We start from the raw sequence: 14,976 nt of genomic DNA, 5'->3' as shown, positions 1-14,976 counted from the left end.
CACACCAGACTGCGACCCTCACTGCCCCCACGCCCCTTCACCCACTGCCCACCACCCCCTCAAGGAGCCCTTTTTGGGACTCGATCTGATCGACAACGTTCCCGCGCATGTCCTGCTCGTGCATGTCGTCGTCGTCCTGGTACCGCTGACAGCACTGTCACTCGTTCTGTGCGCCGTCCTACCCTCCGTCATGAGGCGATTCGGCTTCGCCCTTCCCGCACTCGCCCTCGTCACGCTGATCAGCGTCCCTCTCACCACTCATGCGGGCGAATGGTTGAAGAGCCACGTGGACGGCAACGCCCTGGTCCGCCGACATGCCGAACTCGGCGACGAACTGCTGCCCTGGACGCTCGCACTAGCCCTGATCGCGACAGGTGTGTGGTGGGCCTACGGCCGCGCCGCACGCCTAGTGCCCGGTTCGACCGCAAGGTCAACGGTGGCGATGCCACTGCGCATCGCGGCCGCGGTATTCTCCGTCGTCATCGGCGTCGGTGCGGGCGTGCAGGTCTACCGCATCGGCGACTCCGGGGCCAAAGCAGCATGGCACGACGGCTACTCCGCCGGCGCCCACCGCGTTCAGGGGTGACTTCCCTCGGACGCTGCCCCCTCTGATCAATTCCATTGCAGTTTCGAGTCTCTTGGGGCGCGCGAATTCAGGATGCCGCCGATGAAATGCGCGGCGGCATCCTGTGGCACGGATTGGCCCGGCTGTCGGTGGGCTGTCGGCAGTGCTCCGGGGCGGGCATGCGCTCCAGCGGTGTCGTGTCGTGTCGGCCGGTCCAGCGGTCGATGACTTCGACGCGGCCGTCGGTCTGCTGCGGGGAGAGGACGACAGCGCGGGGAGTCCGATGAGCTGGGCGCAGGCGAACTTCTCGCCGGCCGCTTCGTGCCGGTCGTCGACGAGGAGCGGATGCCGTGGTGCTGGAGCTGCCTGACGGCCTGGGCGATGCGCCGGCGCATCTCCGGCAGGTCGGCGCGCAGCAACGATGAGGTGGAGGTCGGCCGGCCCGGTTCCCGGCTTCCAGCGCAGTCCGTGGCGGTGGCGGTGGGGGTCGGCGAAGGTCTGCGGGCAGCGGGTGAGGCCGATGCCGGAGCACGCCATGTGAACGGGGCGCCGTGCGGGTCGGGAACGGTGAGGTTCAGCAGGGCGGAGTACTGGGTGCCGAGTTCGAAGACGTGGGCGTCTTCGACCGCGCGGACTGCCTGGTATCGGCCTTCGTCGCAGCGGCCGCACCCCATGTCCTCGGCGGCCCGGTGCAGTTCGGCGGTCTGCGGGTCCAGCGCGGGCAGACATGGTGCGCGGACCAGGACATGTGCGGGCGCAGTCCGTCGCTCCGGTCGGAGACGGAGAAGTCGTCCAGGCGGGCCGCGGAGGTGTCGCGGTAGAGGGTGACGTGTGCGCAGTCCCAGGGCGTGAGGGTTCCGGCCTGTTCGCCGAACAGGGCGGGAAGGGTGTCGGCGTCCAGGAGCTCGACGTGGGGGGCTCCGGTCGCGGCCTCGAGTTGCGCGGGCTGACGTGGAGGTCAGCGCTGGAAGACCGCTGTCGCCACGGGCACCGCCAGCAGCAGGCTGAGCCCGATCAGGGGCAGCCGGTCCAGCCACAGGACGGCGGCGAACTCACGCAGGGTCGCGGAGAGCCAGTACGCGGGAGAGGTCGGCGCCCCCACGACGTGGGCAGGGACGCCGGCGCGACGGGCCAGCAGGGCCGTGCGGTAGACGTGGAAGCCGCTGGTGACCACCGTGGCACGGTGCCCGGAAGCGATGCGGTCCATCAGAGCCGCGCTGAAGCGGAGGTTCTGCCCGGTGTTCACGGAGCGGTCCTCCCGTACGATCCGGTCGGCAGCCACCCCGCGTGCGCGCAAGTAGTCGGCCATGGCGTCCGCCTCGGAGCGCACCTCGTCGTCGCCCTGGCCTCCGGAGACGACGAACACCACACCGTCTGCGTCCGGTGCGCCGGCGTCGTCGACCCCGAGGGCCCGCTCCAGCCTGCGGCGCAGCAGCGGACCGGGCCGGTCGCCATTGAGCCCGGCGCCCAGGACGACGACATGAGTGGTCTCCGGCGGCGGGGTCCTGCGGCCCCAGACGAACACGTAGACGGTGAAGACGAGGAAGAGCAGGCTGAGGTATCCGGCGGCCGCGTTCACCGCCACCATGAGGGCACCCGCCACCTCGCCCCCACCAGTCTGGACGACCACGTCGAGGCCGAGCACCGCCAGCAGGGCGCAGCCGGCGGCGCCGGTGGCCAGCAGGGACGCCTGCGGTCCGTAGCGCCGGACCAGGACGATGCTGTCGACCACCAGGAGCAGGCCCAGCGCGAGGGTCATGAGCAGGGCGGCGACGGCGAGCACGGTCACGACGGCGGGGTGAGTCTCCGCACCGCGGGCGGCCTCGCCGAGCCCGGCCGACGTCACCGCGAGACAGAACAGGACAGCGGTGGAGAACCGGTGCGGCGCCAGCACGGCATGGACGACGCCGCCCACGGCGAACACCGCCGCGGCAACGTACTCCGGGTACTCCGGCACATCCACCACCATCCGCTCTCCCGCCCGCCGGGCCCGACCCCGTCCGCCTTTCGCCGCCTGCGCATTTTCGGCCCCGCGCAGCGCTGCGGGGCCCGGTGCGGACGCCGCCGGACATCCTCGCAGACCCGTCGGGGCGCGCCGTGCGCGGGCGGGCGCCGGCACGATCAGCCGGGACCGGCGTACGCCCGTCGCCCAGGTCAGATGCATGAGGAGCGGAGGACCTCGGCGACGGCGTAGCTGCTCAGCCGGGTGGACAGGTCCACAAGGGGCCGAGGCGGGCGGGGCCAAGTTGGCCGGTCGTGCAAGGGCGAGGCACAGGGGCGGATGCGGTTGCTGATGGGGTGCCGTGGTCTCTATGTGCGCTCGTTCGGGGTTGCAGACTCGTCATCCAAGCGCACCCCATGCACGGGTAAAGATCCATACAACTAAGCCCACTCCTCGTGAGTCTTGATCATCACGGGCCGGAACTCCCGTCCCGCTCAAGACCTGAGGGCCGAATGAACTCAACTCGACGATGCACGTCCACGGTGTCCGCAACCGCCGTCGTGCTCGCCACCGCCGGCGGTCTGCTCACCGTCGTCGCCGTTCCCGCTTCCGCCGCGACGACCTGCACCTCCCCGGTGTACAAACGGCAGTTCTACGCGAACACCACCTTCTCGGGAACTCCGAAGCGGACCGACTGCGACAGCGCGGTCGACGAGAACTGGGGCGCCAAGGCCCCCGCCTCCGGCCTGCCGACAAACAACTTCGCGGTCCGTTGGAGCGTCACCCGCGACTTCGGCTCCGGCGGCCCCTTCACCTTCTCGGCCGCCGTCCAGGACGGCATCCGCGTCTACGTCGACAGCTCCCGCAAGGTCGACCTGTGGAAGAACGGCTCGACGACGACGAAGAAGACCGTCAACGTCACGATCCCCGCGGGCCGCCACACCCTGCGCGTGGACTACGTCAACTGGACGGGCTCGGCGAACGTCAAGTTCGGCTACGCACCCTCCACTTCGGCGACCGCCGACAAGGTCAAGCCGCTCCCCCCGGTGGGCGCGTCGGCTTCGTACGACAAGACCACGGGCAAGGCGAAGCTCGGCTGGACGAAGAACAACGAGATGGATCTCGCCGGCTACCGCGTCTATCGCCGTCTCAAGGGCGCGGCCTTCGGTAGCACTCCTCTGGCCACCACCACCTCCACCTCGTACACCGACACCCCGCCGGCCAGCGGCGAGGTGTACTACTACGAGGTTCGCGCCCACGACAAGGCGGGCAACCTCTCCGCGGGCTCCGCCGACCAGGCTGTGGTGAGCGCGGACCGCACCCCACCCGCCGTCCCCACCGGACTGAGTTCGGCCACCGAGTCCAATGGTCTGCGGGTCAGGTGGAGCGCGGCCGAGGGGGCGGCGTCGTACCGGGTCTACCGGGCGGCGACCGCCCAGGGGACGTACACCCTGGTCGGCAGTACCGGCCAGGTGTCGTACACGGATACCTCGGCCGCCGAGGACGTGAGCTACTCCTACCGCGTGACCGCCCTCGACACGGCGGGCAACGAGTCGGCGCGGTCCGCCGCCGTCACCGGCACACGCAGGGACCGCACCCCGCCCTCCGCCGTCACCGGAGTCACCGTCGTCCCGACCGAATACGGTTTCGCGGTGAGCTGGGACGCGAACTTCACCCCGGACCTGGCGAGTTACGTGGTCCGCCGCGGCGAACTCTGGGGAGACGACGACGAGAAGATGTGCTCCCTCTACCCGGGCTACTACGTGTCGGCCGACACCACCTCCTACGCGTACACCACCGTCCCCGACGGCGAAGAGAGCTGCTTCATCGTCGACGCCGTCGACGATGCCGGGAACTCCGCCTTCCAGTCGACCGGCGAGGCACAGATCGTGACCGCGACCGAGTTCGACATGACGCCGAACGTCGCAACGCCCGAAGGCTCGCCCCTGCACCTGGAGGCTTCCGCCGCAGCGGGCGCCGAAGGGAACCGCCTGACGTGGTCCGGGCTCGGTGCGGGCGAGGAAGGCTCCTCCCCACCCGCGCTGGGCTTCCGCATCTACCGATGGAACCCCGCCACCGCCGCCTACGAGAAGATCCACGAGGCGCCCGCCGGAGCCTTCGAGTACTACGACACCGGCGCCCGGCGTGGCACGACCAGCTACTACTGGGTGACGGGCGTGAAAGCTGACGGCACCGAAACTCTGCCCGCCGGCGACTGGGCCGTCACCGCACCCGCGGCGTGACCTGACCCGACGCTCAGGCTCGGCCAAAGGCTCCCCCTGTATCCGAGCCATGCATGATCGCTTCGGAGATCGCCGCCCACCCGGCCAGTCAGCGAGGGCGACCGCCCTGGTCGCGTCGGCCACAGCAGAGCCCGCCGGGCCCACGGTTTCCGGCGGGCTTCGCTGCATGGCTGCCTACCGGAGGCCCCTGATCGGCGCCCGACCGTCCCGGCACGTTCGAGAGATCCGGCTGCCGGACCGTCGTGGACGGCAGAGTCCAGCGCCGCACACCGCTCCCCCCTATTTCCTGGCGGGGCTGTCGGCCGGGTCGGGAGCGACGATCTCCGGCCGCCCAGAGGGGAGGGCGCGGTGTGTCTGCCCGCAACGGCTGTCGTCGAACGGGCACCGCACACGGTTCTCCCACAGCCCGTGGACGGGGGCCCGGGGCTGTTCGCTGGCTCCGGGCCCCCTCAGCTCACCCCAGGCGGCGAAATACCACCCGGTCGCGAGCAGCCGCGCCCGAGCGGGCGATGTTCCCGGCGCCGTCGCCGACCTCAGCCGCTTCATGGGCGAGCAGAAAAGATCGTTGCCCGGGACCTACCCGTCCCTGCTCGAGACGCGGCACGACCTCGCCGTGTTCCAGGGCCTGAGCGGAGACCCCGCCACGGCCGCGGCCGCCCTTGCCCGGCTCGTTCCCGCCACGGTGTCCTCCCCGGGAGCGGAAGACCCCTTCCCCTCGCGCGTACGCGTGCGCGCCGCCGTGTGGCGCAGTGGGGCCCGTGACCCGGATGGAGCCGCCGCAGACCTCGAACCCCTGGTTGCCGTTGTCTCCCGCGTCCTCGGACCAGAGAGCGAGCAGACCGTCTCCGCCCGCACATAGCTGGTGCACATGCGAGAGCGCGCCATCCGGTTGTCGGCCGCCGACACCGGGGAGCCGGGGCAGGGGCATCAACAATTTGACGTGCAGTAACTTGCCTCTCATCAGAAGCGTTCGTCCTATTGCCGGCCGACGGTGTGAGCTCGTACTGAGTGGCGACATCTACTCGGCGTCGGGCTGATGATCGGCCCAGACGTAGCTTTCGGGCAGCAAATCGGTGACAAGGACGGTTCGGACGCGGTCGCCTTCGCCGACGATGACCTTGAGGGTGGGAAAGTGGTCGAGAAGGACCTGACGGCATCGGCCGCACGGGGGAACAACCCCCCGCCCGCGGTCGCCCACTGCGACAATCGTGTCCAGCTCGTAGGCGCCCTGGGCGGCTGCCGCACCAATGACGACCAGCTCGGCGCAGGGGCCGCCCGTGAAGTGGTACACGTTCACCGCCGTGACGATCCGGCCGTCCCGGGCGCGAGCCGCGGCCGCCATGGTGTGGTTGTCTCCGCAGCAGCGGGTGCGAGCTACGTGTGCCGCGGCCTCGATGAGTTCGTGGTCGACGGGGTGATTTTGCATGATCATCTTCTCCTTCGTCAGGTGTCAGGCGACGTTGACCCGAGAGACGATGGCGTGCAAGCGAATATCGGTGGTGTGCCTGTTCCGCTCGCGCGGGAGCGGCGGACGGCCTCAGGCGCTGGTGGTGGAACGTGGAGGACCTGGTCGAGTCGAGGACGGCGTCTTCGAGATCGGCGAGCAGATGCAGATCGCGGCGGCGTACAGTCAGGAGTACGCCGACAACTTCAGATCGGCGCCGCGGGCGTCGGCGCCGGACCTCCCGTGGGCCTGGAAGCGGCCCTCCTTGTCCAGGTTGATCAGCATGACGATCCACACGGCGGCGGCCCGCACCACGCCCAGCGCCTCGATCCGGGTCAGCTGCACGTCCTTCTGGCCGCCGCCGTGGCGCACCCGCGGTATCGCGGACCCGTAGCCGTGCAGCTGGCTGATCGCCTGGCACAGCGGCCGGGAGCGCAGGAGTTGCCGGAGGATCTGCTCGACCTGTGGCAGCGCAACGCACGCCGCGGCGCCCCCTCGTCGTCCTCCAGGAACGAGCCGTCGCCCATAAGGAGAGCGATGTCGGCCTCCTTCAGGGTCACCCCCTCGCCGCCCAACCGCCCGACCACGTCGAAGAAGACGGTCGCTCGTACACAGGTGGACGGCCGTGCCGTCGTACACGGGCCGGATCCCGTTGTGCTCGAGGTCCCACTGCCGGCACGGACGCTGCCGGGGGCGCGCTCGCCAGTGTTACGCGCACAGCGGTGTCTCCCCGCGGACGGCGCGAACCCTCCTCTGCCTGGGACAGTCGGAGCTGCTGATCCAGGCGGCGCGAGAGCGCGGGGACTGGAACTGCGCGCAGGCGCCGGCGCGTGAGTTGTGCCCGGCCGCGGAGTTCGAGCGGGCGCGGGCGCTGTTGATCCCCCTCACCGATGTCGGCTGGCGGGCCGCCGAGTGGACCACCGCCGAGATCGTGATCCAGCAAGGCGAAGGCGATGAGGCCCTCGCGATGGTCGGCCTGGCCGCGGCCGAGAGGGACGAGGCGAACCTACCCGGTCACAGCACTAGCTCCCGGTGAAGGCGTTGATCAGGTTGTGGGGCGGGCCGGCGCCCAGCATGTCATGAAGATCGGGGGCCTCGGCGTTGGCCGCGGCACTGCGCACGAACATGGCATGCTCGTACTCGGTGAGTGCGGTCTCGATGTCGTCGGGGTGCGCGGCGATGGCCTTGCCCAGTTCGGCCCCGTCGTACATGGCCAGGTTGGCGCCTTCGCCGTTGGGGGCCGTCAGATGTGCGGCGTCGCCGAGCAGAGTCACCCCGGGCGTGCGGTCCCACCGGTGCTCGACGGGCAGGGAGTAGATGTGACGCAGGACCGGCGGGGTCTCGCCGTCGGTGACCAGAGCGGTGAGTTCTGGCGCCCAACCGGCGAATTCCTGGACGATCCGTGCGGTGGCCGCGGCGGGATCGGTGAAATCGATATCGGCGAACCAGTCCTGCGGCCTGGCGAGCATCACCCAGGTGTGAAGGTTCCCGCCGCGCTCCCGGTGAGCGAAGATCCCCTTGCCCGGTTCGAGCACCATCATCGCTCCGCCTCCGACGTTTTTCGCGCTGGTCTGGTGCCGGGTGTCGCCATCGAACAGGTGGGTCTCGATGAAGGAGAAACCGGTGTACTCGGGGACCGCGCCGGAAAGCAGTGATCGGACCCGGGACCATGCGCCATCCGCGCCGACCAGCAGGCTCGTGGTGGCGGTGGTGCCGTTGGCGAAGGCCACCTCGTGGCGGCCGTCGCCGACGGCACGGATGCTGCTGGCTTTGTGACCCCACCGGACGGTGCCGTCCGGGAGTGAGTCGAGCAGCATCTGGCGCAGTTCGCCGCGCTGTACTTCGGGGTTGCCGCCCGTACCGTCGTCGGGCACGTCGAGCAGAACCTTTCCGCCCCGGTCCAGGAGACGCAGCGCCTGGCGCCCCTCCAGGATGAGCCTGCGGAACTCTTCGGTCAGCCCCGCGGTCTCCAGCGCAGGCTGGCCGTTGTAGTCCCGGATGTCGAGCAGTCCCCCCTGGGTGCGGGCCGTCGCGGAAGTCTCCCCCTCATGAACCGTGGACGGAATCCCGTGGACATACAGCACACGGGCGAGCGTGAGACCGCCGAGTCCTGCGCCGATGATCGTGACGTGACTGCTCATGCTCATAGTGATTCCTCACATGTTCACGCCTGCCGGATGAACGCCCAGCAGGATCTCCGCAAAACGTTCCAGCCCTCGCCGACAGAGCGCCGACACCTCAGGTACACCCTTCCCGACAACCGACAGCGCACCGACAAGCGCACCGACACCCCGCGGGGCAGACGAGTCGGGGCGGCATACAGAGACGCACATCCGTACACGCACCGTCGAGCCGGGGACAGCAAAAGGTGCCCCGACCTGAGGTCGGAGCACCGCATTGTCTTTCGGGAAGAGGCCGGGGTGGGCCCGTACCTCCGGAAGGTCAGGCCGCGCGCAGGGTCTTCGCGGAAGCGGTGGCTTCCGCGTCGGCCGCCGCGGGCCGGCAGAGTCTGACCGAGCGTGAGTCAGCACGCCACACTATTCGTAGGCTGTATACATGCGGTGGCGCGCAGAGGCCAGAGCACAAGCCACCGCGCGCCGCCGAACAGAACTCACCCGGTAACCGACTCCACGGTCATCCTGGACACGGGATCCGTGGCGACCACCCTGACCCGCCCGACCGGCCTGGCCCTGCCCTGCCTGGTGCTGACCACCCTGACCGGTCCAGGTTCACGCTGCTCCGCGGGGTGTTGGTGACGTCGATCCACTCCCGGTTCCGGTACAGGGAACGATTGCTTCGGTCGTCGAAGCCTGGGGAGTCGGCCTGCACACCGCTGATGACCACGCTCGACCGGTACGCGGCGCCCTGGTGGGGGCCGACTGGGCGGAGGCCGGCAGCACGGCCGCCCCAAGAACCGCTCCGGCCGCGAGAGTCGCGGCGGCGAGACGGCGGATCGAAGGAGACATGAGCACTCCCCTGAAGGGCAAGCCCACAGCCTGCCGGGGTTGGCCGGCGGTCGATGAAGGGAGGCTGACCAGGCACACCGAAAGTGTGCAACCCCTTTGAGCTTTCGCAACGCGAATGCTCTACTCCCTGCCATGACGACTTCGACGAAGCTTGCGACGGCCCCTGTCATCGACGAGACGGCTCGGCTGCTGACCGAGCACTACGTTTTCCCCGAGATAGCCGGACAACTGGCCGACCTGCTGCAACGACGCCTCGCCGAGGGAGCATACGACGTCGCCGAGGCCGAGGAGCTCGCCCGCCTGGTCACCGTGGACCTGCAGTCCGTCAACAGCGACCGGCACCTGAGACTGAAGCACCACGCCACCCCCATTCCCCCGAAGCAGGGAGCGGCCACCCTGGACGCCATGCGCCGGGACTTCGACTCCTCTCTGGGCGGTGCGCCCCGGGTGCAGTTGCTCGACGGAGGGGTCGCCGTGGTGGAGCTGGCACCGATGCTGTTCCCGCTGGAGTGGGCCGCCGAACCGCTGAGCGCCGCGCTCACCCTGGCCTCCCGTGCCCAGGCGCTGATCGTGGACCTGCGTACCAACCGGGGCGGAGACCCGGACACGGTCGCCTTCGTCTGCAGCTACCTGCTCGACGAGCGCACCCACCTGAACACCGTGTACTGGCGCGACGGCGAACGCAGCGAGCAGTCCTGGAGCCTGCCGCACGTACCCGGGGCGCGGTTCGGCGGCACCAAGCCGTTGTATGTGCTGTCCAGTCACAGCACCTTCTCCGCCGCCGAGGAGCTGGCGTACGACCTCCAGCAGCTCGGCCGCGCCGTAGTCGTCGGAGAGCCCACCCGCGGCGGCGCACACCCGTGCCAGGGCTGGACCCTCCACCCCCATCTGGAAGCCACCGTCCCCGTCGGCCGCGCCATCAACCCCGTCTCGAGCACCAACTGGGAGGGCATCGGTGTGCAGCCGGACATCCCGTGTCCCGCTACCGACTCCCTCGACCGCGCTCACGCCCTGGCGCTCGCCCGACTGGCAGGCTGACCCGGTCCAACTCGCGCAACGGCACTGCGCGCGACGCCTCCCCCACCAGGAGCTCCAAGAGCAGCCGGAGCCGAGGGAGCCTGCTGGTTCATTGTCTGTGGACAACAAACCGGACGACCTGACACCTTGTCCGTCACAGGCAGCGGACGTTCGGTGAAGGCCGTGCGCGGCCTACTCGGGGGGTGCCGCGCACGGCGTCGGGTGCCTGGTGCGGTGCGTACCGGGACACCCAGCCACGGCGTGACACCGCCCGCGGAGCGTGCGGTGTCGGGCGAGGCAACTGGATGAGCATGGCCTCAATCCGGAGCCGTGCACAGCGCTCAGAGCGGACACCGACGCAGAGGCCTGCGCGTCGTACGTCTCACTCGTCTGAGCCCTCCCAGGGACCAGGAGGGACGTCGTCGGGGATTGGTCAGGTCTGGGACCTTGAAGCGCTCGCCCTGCGTCCTGCAGGGCCAAAAAGCCCGACGAACCGGGTGCGGAGCGGGTGTGGGAGTCTGACGGTCGTTCGAGGCTGACGAGCGAGACGACAAGGGCGGTGGAGGGGCTATGCGCGATGCGTATCAGCAGGAACTGGGTTCGATCGGCGACACTCTGGTGGAGATGGCGAACCTGGTCGGATCGGCCATCGGTCTGGCCACCACCGCACTTCTGGACGCCGACCTCAATCTCGCCGAGAACGTGATCTCTGCCGAGAGCAAGGTCGACGACCTTCAGCGCGATCTGGAAAACCGCGCGATCGCGATCCTCGCCAGACAGCAGCCCGTCGCCACAGACCTGAGGATCGTGGTCACGTCACTGCGCATGAGCGCGGACCTGGAACGCAGCGGCGACCTCGCCGAGCACGTGGCGAAACTGGCCCGGATGCGCTTCCCCGAGAAAGCCGTGCCACGGGACCTGCGCCGCACCATCCTGGAGATGGGCCAACTCGCCCAGCGCCTGATGGCACAGGCCGCCGAAGTCATCATCACCCAGGACGTCGAGGCAGCCCTTCAGCTGGAGAAGGACGACGATCGCATGGACGAACTGCACCGCATGGTCTTCCAGCACCTGATGGACAAGCAGTGGCACCACGGAGTGGAAACAGCCGTCGACGTCACCCTGGTCGGACGCTACTACGAACGGTTCGCCGACCACGCCGTGTCCGTCGCCCGACGCGTCATCTACCTCGTCACCGGCGAACACGCCGACGAGCCCACCCCGGAGCAGCCCGCGACCGCGTAACCCGACAGCCGGCGCGATGAAGACAAGGCCAGGCCGCCGGCCCGCGGGCACACCTTCACAACGCCGTTTTCACACCGGGCCGTTGCCCCGGATATGGTGCTGTCGCTGCAGAGTGCGGCAGGCCGTGTACGGCGGTACACGGCCTGCCGCCCTTCCGCCTCGGTCCCCGGCTTCGATCGCCTCGAATGTCGGGGCGAGGGCGCCCGAGCAAGGAGCTCAAGACCCAGCGGGCTCCCCTGAGCCAGGCACCCTGAACCACGCTAAGGGCTTGCCGGGAAATAAGTCGTGGCTTCCAGTTCTGAGGATCGTTGTAGTGGTATGGGGAGTCCGGAGGGGATCGAGGCCGTACTGGCCGCGAAGTTCGAGACGTTGTTGCCACATCTCGATGAGCGTCAGCGTCGGCTGGCCATAGGGGCGGAGGCGCGGTCGCTGGGACACGGCGGGATCAGACTTGTCGCCCGTGCGGCCGGAGTGGGGGAGGGCACGGTCTCACGCGGCGTTGCTGAACTGGAGTCCGGTCAGGGCCCGTTGGGCCGGATCCGTCGTACGGGCGGAGGCCGGAAGAAGGCGAGTGAACTGGATGCGGGACTGCGGCCCGCGCTGCTGGCACTGGTCGAGCCCGACGAGCGAGGCGATCCGATGTCGCCGCTGCGCTGGACGACGAAGTCGACCCGGAACCTGGCGGCGGAGCTGACCCGGCAGGGCCATCGTGTCTCCGCCGACACAGTCGCCGGCCTGCTGCGGGAGGAAGGCTTCAGCCTGCAGGCCAATGCCAAGACCGTCGAAGGCACCCAGCACCCGGACAGGGACGGCCAGTTCCGCTACCTCAACGAGCAGGCACGAGAGCACCGGGACGCCGGAGATGCCGTGATCAGCGTGGACACCAAGAAGAAGGAACTGATCGGCAACTACAAGAACGCCGGGCGGGGGTGGCGGCCCGCAGGGCAGCCCGTTCAGGTCAAGACACATGACTTCCCCAGCCAGGCCGAGAAGGCGATCCCCTACGGGATCTACGACACCAAGGCGAACACCGGGTGGGTCTCCATCGGCACCGATCACGACACCGCGGCATTCGCCGTCGCCTCGATCCGCCGCCGGTGGCGGGCCCGCGGCCGGCACGACTACCCCCACGCTCGCAGGCTGCTGATCACTGCCGATGCCGGGGGCTCAAACGGCTACCGCACCCGCGGCTGGAAGACCCACCTGGCCGACCTCGCCGACGAAACGGGCCTGGAGATCACCGTGTGTCACCTGCCGCCCGGCACATCGAAGTGGAACAAGATCGAGCACCGACTGTTCTCCCACATCACCATGAACTGGCGCGGCAGGCCCCTGACCAGCCACGAAGTCATGCTCCGCACCATCGCCGCGACCACCAGCCGCACCGGCCTGACAGTGCACGCCGAACTCGACAGCGGTCGCTACCCCACCGGCATCCAGATCAGCGACGAAGCCATCGCCGCTCTGCCGATCATCCGGCACCGCTTCCATGGAGACTGGAACTACACCCTGCACCCCGCAGACCAGCAGCAGCGTCTGGACCGTCCCCGGCGCAATCGGCTGCCGGCCAGCGGCTCTCACACGCTCATGCCCGAAGAACTGCACCACCCTGATCTGACCGGCATGCCCCGCTCACAGCTCAGCGGCCTGATCAATACCTTGATCCCGAGGCTGGAAGAGTCCCGCGAGCAAGCCCGCCACGCAGCCCGCGGCGGAGCACGCCGGGTCGCCCGGGGCACAGGCCGCAAACCCAGCCTCACACCCGCCGAGCAGATCCTGGTCACCATCCTCTACCTGCGAAAGCACTCTCTTCAGGAGCTTCTCGGGCAACTCTTCAACACCACAGCCATGACCATCAGCCGTGCCGTCAAAGACGTCCGCCCACTCCTCGATGCGCACGACGTCCACATCCCCGCGTCGACAGCCCGGTTCCGCACCTCAGACGACATCACCAGATTCCTCGACCCGGACAACCCCAAGATCAAACCAGCGTGTTGATTCCCGGCAAGCCCTAACTGGCTCTAACAAAAGCTGCTGATCATGTGACCGTGGGCGTGTCTGCTTGTTGGTCTGGTCGTGGGGAAACGACAGTCGCGGCCGTGGATCGTGTCGGATGAACTGTGGTCGCTCATCGAACCGTTGCTGCCCGTACCTGCGGCGAAGCTGGTCGAGGGCAGACCTCGAGTGCCGGACCGACAGGCACTGTGCGGGATCCTCTTCGTCCTGCGCACCGGCATCCTGGCGAATCGAGACAGTCAGGTTCCCCGAGGAGCATTTCCATGTTCTGGGGGAACCCGGAGTCCAGTGGGCGTGACGCTTCGGGCCGACAGGTCGTTGAACCGGCCGGAGATCCCCACAGAGCGCAGAGAGACCCCGGGCCGAAGAGGTCTGGGGTCTCGTACTGTCGCGCCGCGTAAGGTGAAGCCGATGTACGAAGGGCGCACCGGCTCTGAGGCACTGCCCCGAACAGGGCATCTGTGTGACGCCGGGGTTTTCAGGAAGTCTGGTCGTCGTAGAGGTGGATGAAGCCGGGGCGGCAGCCACGGACCGCTTCGTTCAAGGTCCACACCGCTGCCTGTGCCTGCTTCGCGTACTGGCTTTGCTCGATGGTTCCCAGTGCTTCGGCCGCCGCACTCGCACCCGCTGCGGCAGGCCCTCACGGGCCGCGAACCGGTACGCGATGAGGCGCCGAAGCTCCCGCTCGTCCGCGCTCACTCCACCGGGCCGCAGCGGGAACACCGCAGCCTCATACAGGGCGACCGCGTGCAGGACCATGTGCGCGGCCGCCTCCCCCTGCGGATCGCCCTGGGTGAGACTGCGCAGAGTCTCCCGCGTCCGCAGGCTGCACAGCAGGACCATCGTCTTCACGATCACCAGGAACAGACCCACGCCCAGGACCGGCCCAGCGCCCAGACCCCACCACGCATCCACCAGGAACCCCACACCGGCACCCAACACCATCACGCACAGTGAACCTTAGCGCGCAGAGCGAAAGACACGTGGAACGCTTTGCGGGCCCGGGGGGTGACCCTGCCGCTGCCCTGCGCGGTAGGGCGGCCGACAGCGCAGGCTGCTTCCCTAGGAGCTCGCCAAAAAATCTTGGGCGGGTGAGCTTGTCGAGCGTGTCCGATGTGATGATCCGACCATTGATGGGCGTGTGAGTAGTCGGCCGCGGATCGTGGGCGATGACCTGTGGGAGCTGATCGAGCCGTTGGTGCCGCCTTGGCCCGAGCAGTCGCCGGAGCCACAGCCGGTGGACGACCGGCTGTGTCTGCATCCTGTGCGACAACAGCGTCCCGCAGCGGCCGGACCGATTCTCCCCACGTCGCGTTCGGCCTCTACTGTCGAGGAGCTGTCCCACCGTACGCATCCGACCGTTGATTCTTCCGGTGCGTTTGCCGAGTGGATGCGGTGTCGCAGTGGCCGGCCAGGGGCCGGTTACCGGCGGTTCGGAGGGGTGACCCAGACTGCCGCCAGCGCCCTGCCTGTCGCCGGGGCCTCAGTCGGCGCGTCCCACCCGTGCCGCACCCGGCAGGCACCGACCGCCACTGCCG

Annotated in this window: 12 protein-coding genes and 1 pseudogene; 8 read left to right on the top strand and 5 right to left on the bottom strand. The window is 68.9% G+C overall.

Features of this window, described 5'->3' with window-relative positions; all coding sequences use genetic code 11:
• Nucleotides 1-73: 73 nt before the first annotated feature.
• Complete coding sequence (locus tag OG776_RS40850; protein WP_329323585.1) at nucleotides 74-586, top strand: DUF2231 domain-containing protein; 513 nt, start codon at nucleotides 74-76, stop codon at nucleotides 584-586.
• A 530-nt stretch (nucleotides 587-1,116) separates the two neighbouring features.
• Nucleotides 1,117-1,386: a hypothetical protein gene (locus OG776_RS40845; RefSeq protein WP_148011131.1), complete on the top strand. Its 270-nt coding sequence runs from the start codon at nucleotides 1,117-1,119 to the stop codon at nucleotides 1,384-1,386.
• Between the two features lie 137 nt (nucleotides 1,387-1,523).
• Here the strand turns inward: OG776_RS40845 and OG776_RS40840 are convergent, their stop codons facing one another.
• Complete coding sequence (locus tag OG776_RS40840; protein ID WP_329323584.1) at nucleotides 1,524-2,534, bottom strand: YdcF family protein; 1,011 nt, start codon at nucleotides 2,532-2,534, stop codon at nucleotides 1,524-1,526.
• 515 nt (nucleotides 2,535-3,049) lie between these two features.
• Here OG776_RS40840 and OG776_RS40835 point away from each other — a divergent pair.
• Nucleotides 3,050-4,750 (top strand): fibronectin type III domain-containing protein, encoded by a 1,701-nt coding sequence (locus tag OG776_RS40835; RefSeq protein ID WP_315986917.1) that lies wholly within the window; start codon nucleotides 3,050-3,052, stop codon nucleotides 4,748-4,750.
• A gap of 1,018 nt (nucleotides 4,751-5,768) precedes the next feature.
• Here the strand turns inward: OG776_RS40835 and OG776_RS40830 are convergent.
• Entirely contained in the window at nucleotides 5,769-6,182 is a 414-nt protein-coding gene (locus OG776_RS40830) for a cytidine deaminase family protein (protein WP_148011128.1), read from the bottom strand.
• Nucleotides 6,183-6,380: 198 nt separating this feature from the next.
• Nucleotides 6,381-6,566 carry a hypothetical protein gene (locus OG776_RS40825; protein WP_148011127.1) on the bottom strand — a complete coding sequence of 62 codons (186 nt, stop codon included), beginning with the start codon at nucleotides 6,564-6,566 and terminating at the stop codon, nucleotides 6,381-6,383.
• A 253-nt stretch (nucleotides 6,567-6,819) separates the two neighbouring features.
• Here OG776_RS40825 and OG776_RS40820 point away from each other — a divergent pair, with 253 nt between their 5' ends.
• Nucleotides 6,820-7,230, top strand: coding sequence for a hypothetical protein (locus OG776_RS40820; protein WP_148011126.1), 411 nt, complete (start codon nucleotides 6,820-6,822; stop codon nucleotides 7,228-7,230).
• On the opposite strand, the gene OG776_RS40815 is transcribed toward OG776_RS40820, so the two are convergent.
• Nucleotides 7,217-8,335, bottom strand: a complete 1,119-nt coding sequence (locus tag OG776_RS40815; protein ID WP_329323582.1) for an FAD-dependent oxidoreductase — start codon at nucleotides 8,333-8,335, stop codon at nucleotides 7,217-7,219. The genes OG776_RS40820 and OG776_RS40815 overlap by 14 nt on opposite strands.
• A gap of 957 nt (nucleotides 8,336-9,292) precedes the next feature.
• Here OG776_RS40815 and OG776_RS40805 point away from each other — a divergent pair.
• The 4 genes and pseudogenes from OG776_RS40805 to OG776_RS40790 form a co-directional block, all read left to right on the top strand.
• Nucleotides 9,293-10,198 carry a S41 family peptidase gene (locus OG776_RS40805; protein WP_329323581.1) on the top strand — a complete coding sequence of 302 codons (906 nt, stop codon included), beginning with the start codon at nucleotides 9,293-9,295 and terminating at the stop codon, nucleotides 10,196-10,198.
• A gap of 549 nt (nucleotides 10,199-10,747) precedes the next feature.
• On the top strand, nucleotides 10,748-11,422 hold the full coding sequence (gene phoU, locus OG776_RS40800) for a phosphate signaling complex protein PhoU (RefSeq protein ID WP_148011123.1): 675 nt from the start codon (nucleotides 10,748-10,750) through the stop codon (nucleotides 11,420-11,422).
• Between the two features lie 318 nt (nucleotides 11,423-11,740).
• A complete protein-coding gene (locus tag OG776_RS40795) occupies nucleotides 11,741-13,420 on the top strand; it encodes an ISAzo13 family transposase (protein ID WP_187285749.1) in 1,680 nt (559 codons plus the stop codon).
• Nucleotides 13,421-13,525: 105 nt separating this feature from the next.
• Nucleotides 13,526-13,669, top strand: a pseudogene (locus OG776_RS40790) (transposase); the annotation flags it as partial.
• 309 nt (nucleotides 13,670-13,978) lie between these two features.
• Here the strand turns inward: OG776_RS40790 and OG776_RS40785 are convergent.
• Complete coding sequence (locus OG776_RS40785; RefSeq protein WP_329323580.1) at nucleotides 13,979-14,386, bottom strand: hypothetical protein; 408 nt, start codon at nucleotides 14,384-14,386, stop codon at nucleotides 13,979-13,981.
• Nucleotides 14,387-14,976 lie beyond the last annotated feature (590 nt).

It is taken from the genome of Streptomyces sp. NBC_01689, from assembly GCF_036250675.1.
Lineage (GTDB): Bacteria > Actinomycetota > Actinomycetes > Streptomycetales > Streptomycetaceae > Streptomyces.
The sequence above is the reverse complement of the archived record's forward strand: the minus strand, read 5'-3'. Positions and strand labels throughout refer to the sequence as shown.

What these genes read in the sequence shown, in the direction of transcription:
- OG776_RS40840 (WP_329323584.1), bottom strand. Translation starts at nt 2,534, where the DNA reads ATGGTGGTGGATGTGCCGGAGTACCCGGAGTACGTTGCCGCGGCGGTG.
- OG776_RS40830 (WP_148011128.1), bottom strand. Translation starts at nt 6,182, where the DNA reads ATGATCATGCAAAATCACCCCGTCGACCACGAACTCATCGAGGCCGCG.
- OG776_RS40815 (WP_329323582.1), bottom strand. Translation starts at nt 8,335, where the DNA reads ATGAGCAGTCACGTCACGATCATCGGCGCAGGACTCGGCGGTCTCACG.
- OG776_RS40805 (WP_329323581.1), top strand. Translation starts at nt 9,293, where the DNA reads ATGACGACTTCGACGAAGCTTGCGACGGCCCCTGTCATCGACGAGACG.
- phoU (WP_148011123.1), top strand. Translation starts at nt 10,748, where the DNA reads ATGCGCGATGCGTATCAGCAGGAACTGGGTTCGATCGGCGACACTCTG.
- OG776_RS40795 (WP_187285749.1), top strand. Translation starts at nt 11,741, where the DNA reads ATGGGGAGTCCGGAGGGGATCGAGGCCGTACTGGCCGCGAAGTTCGAG.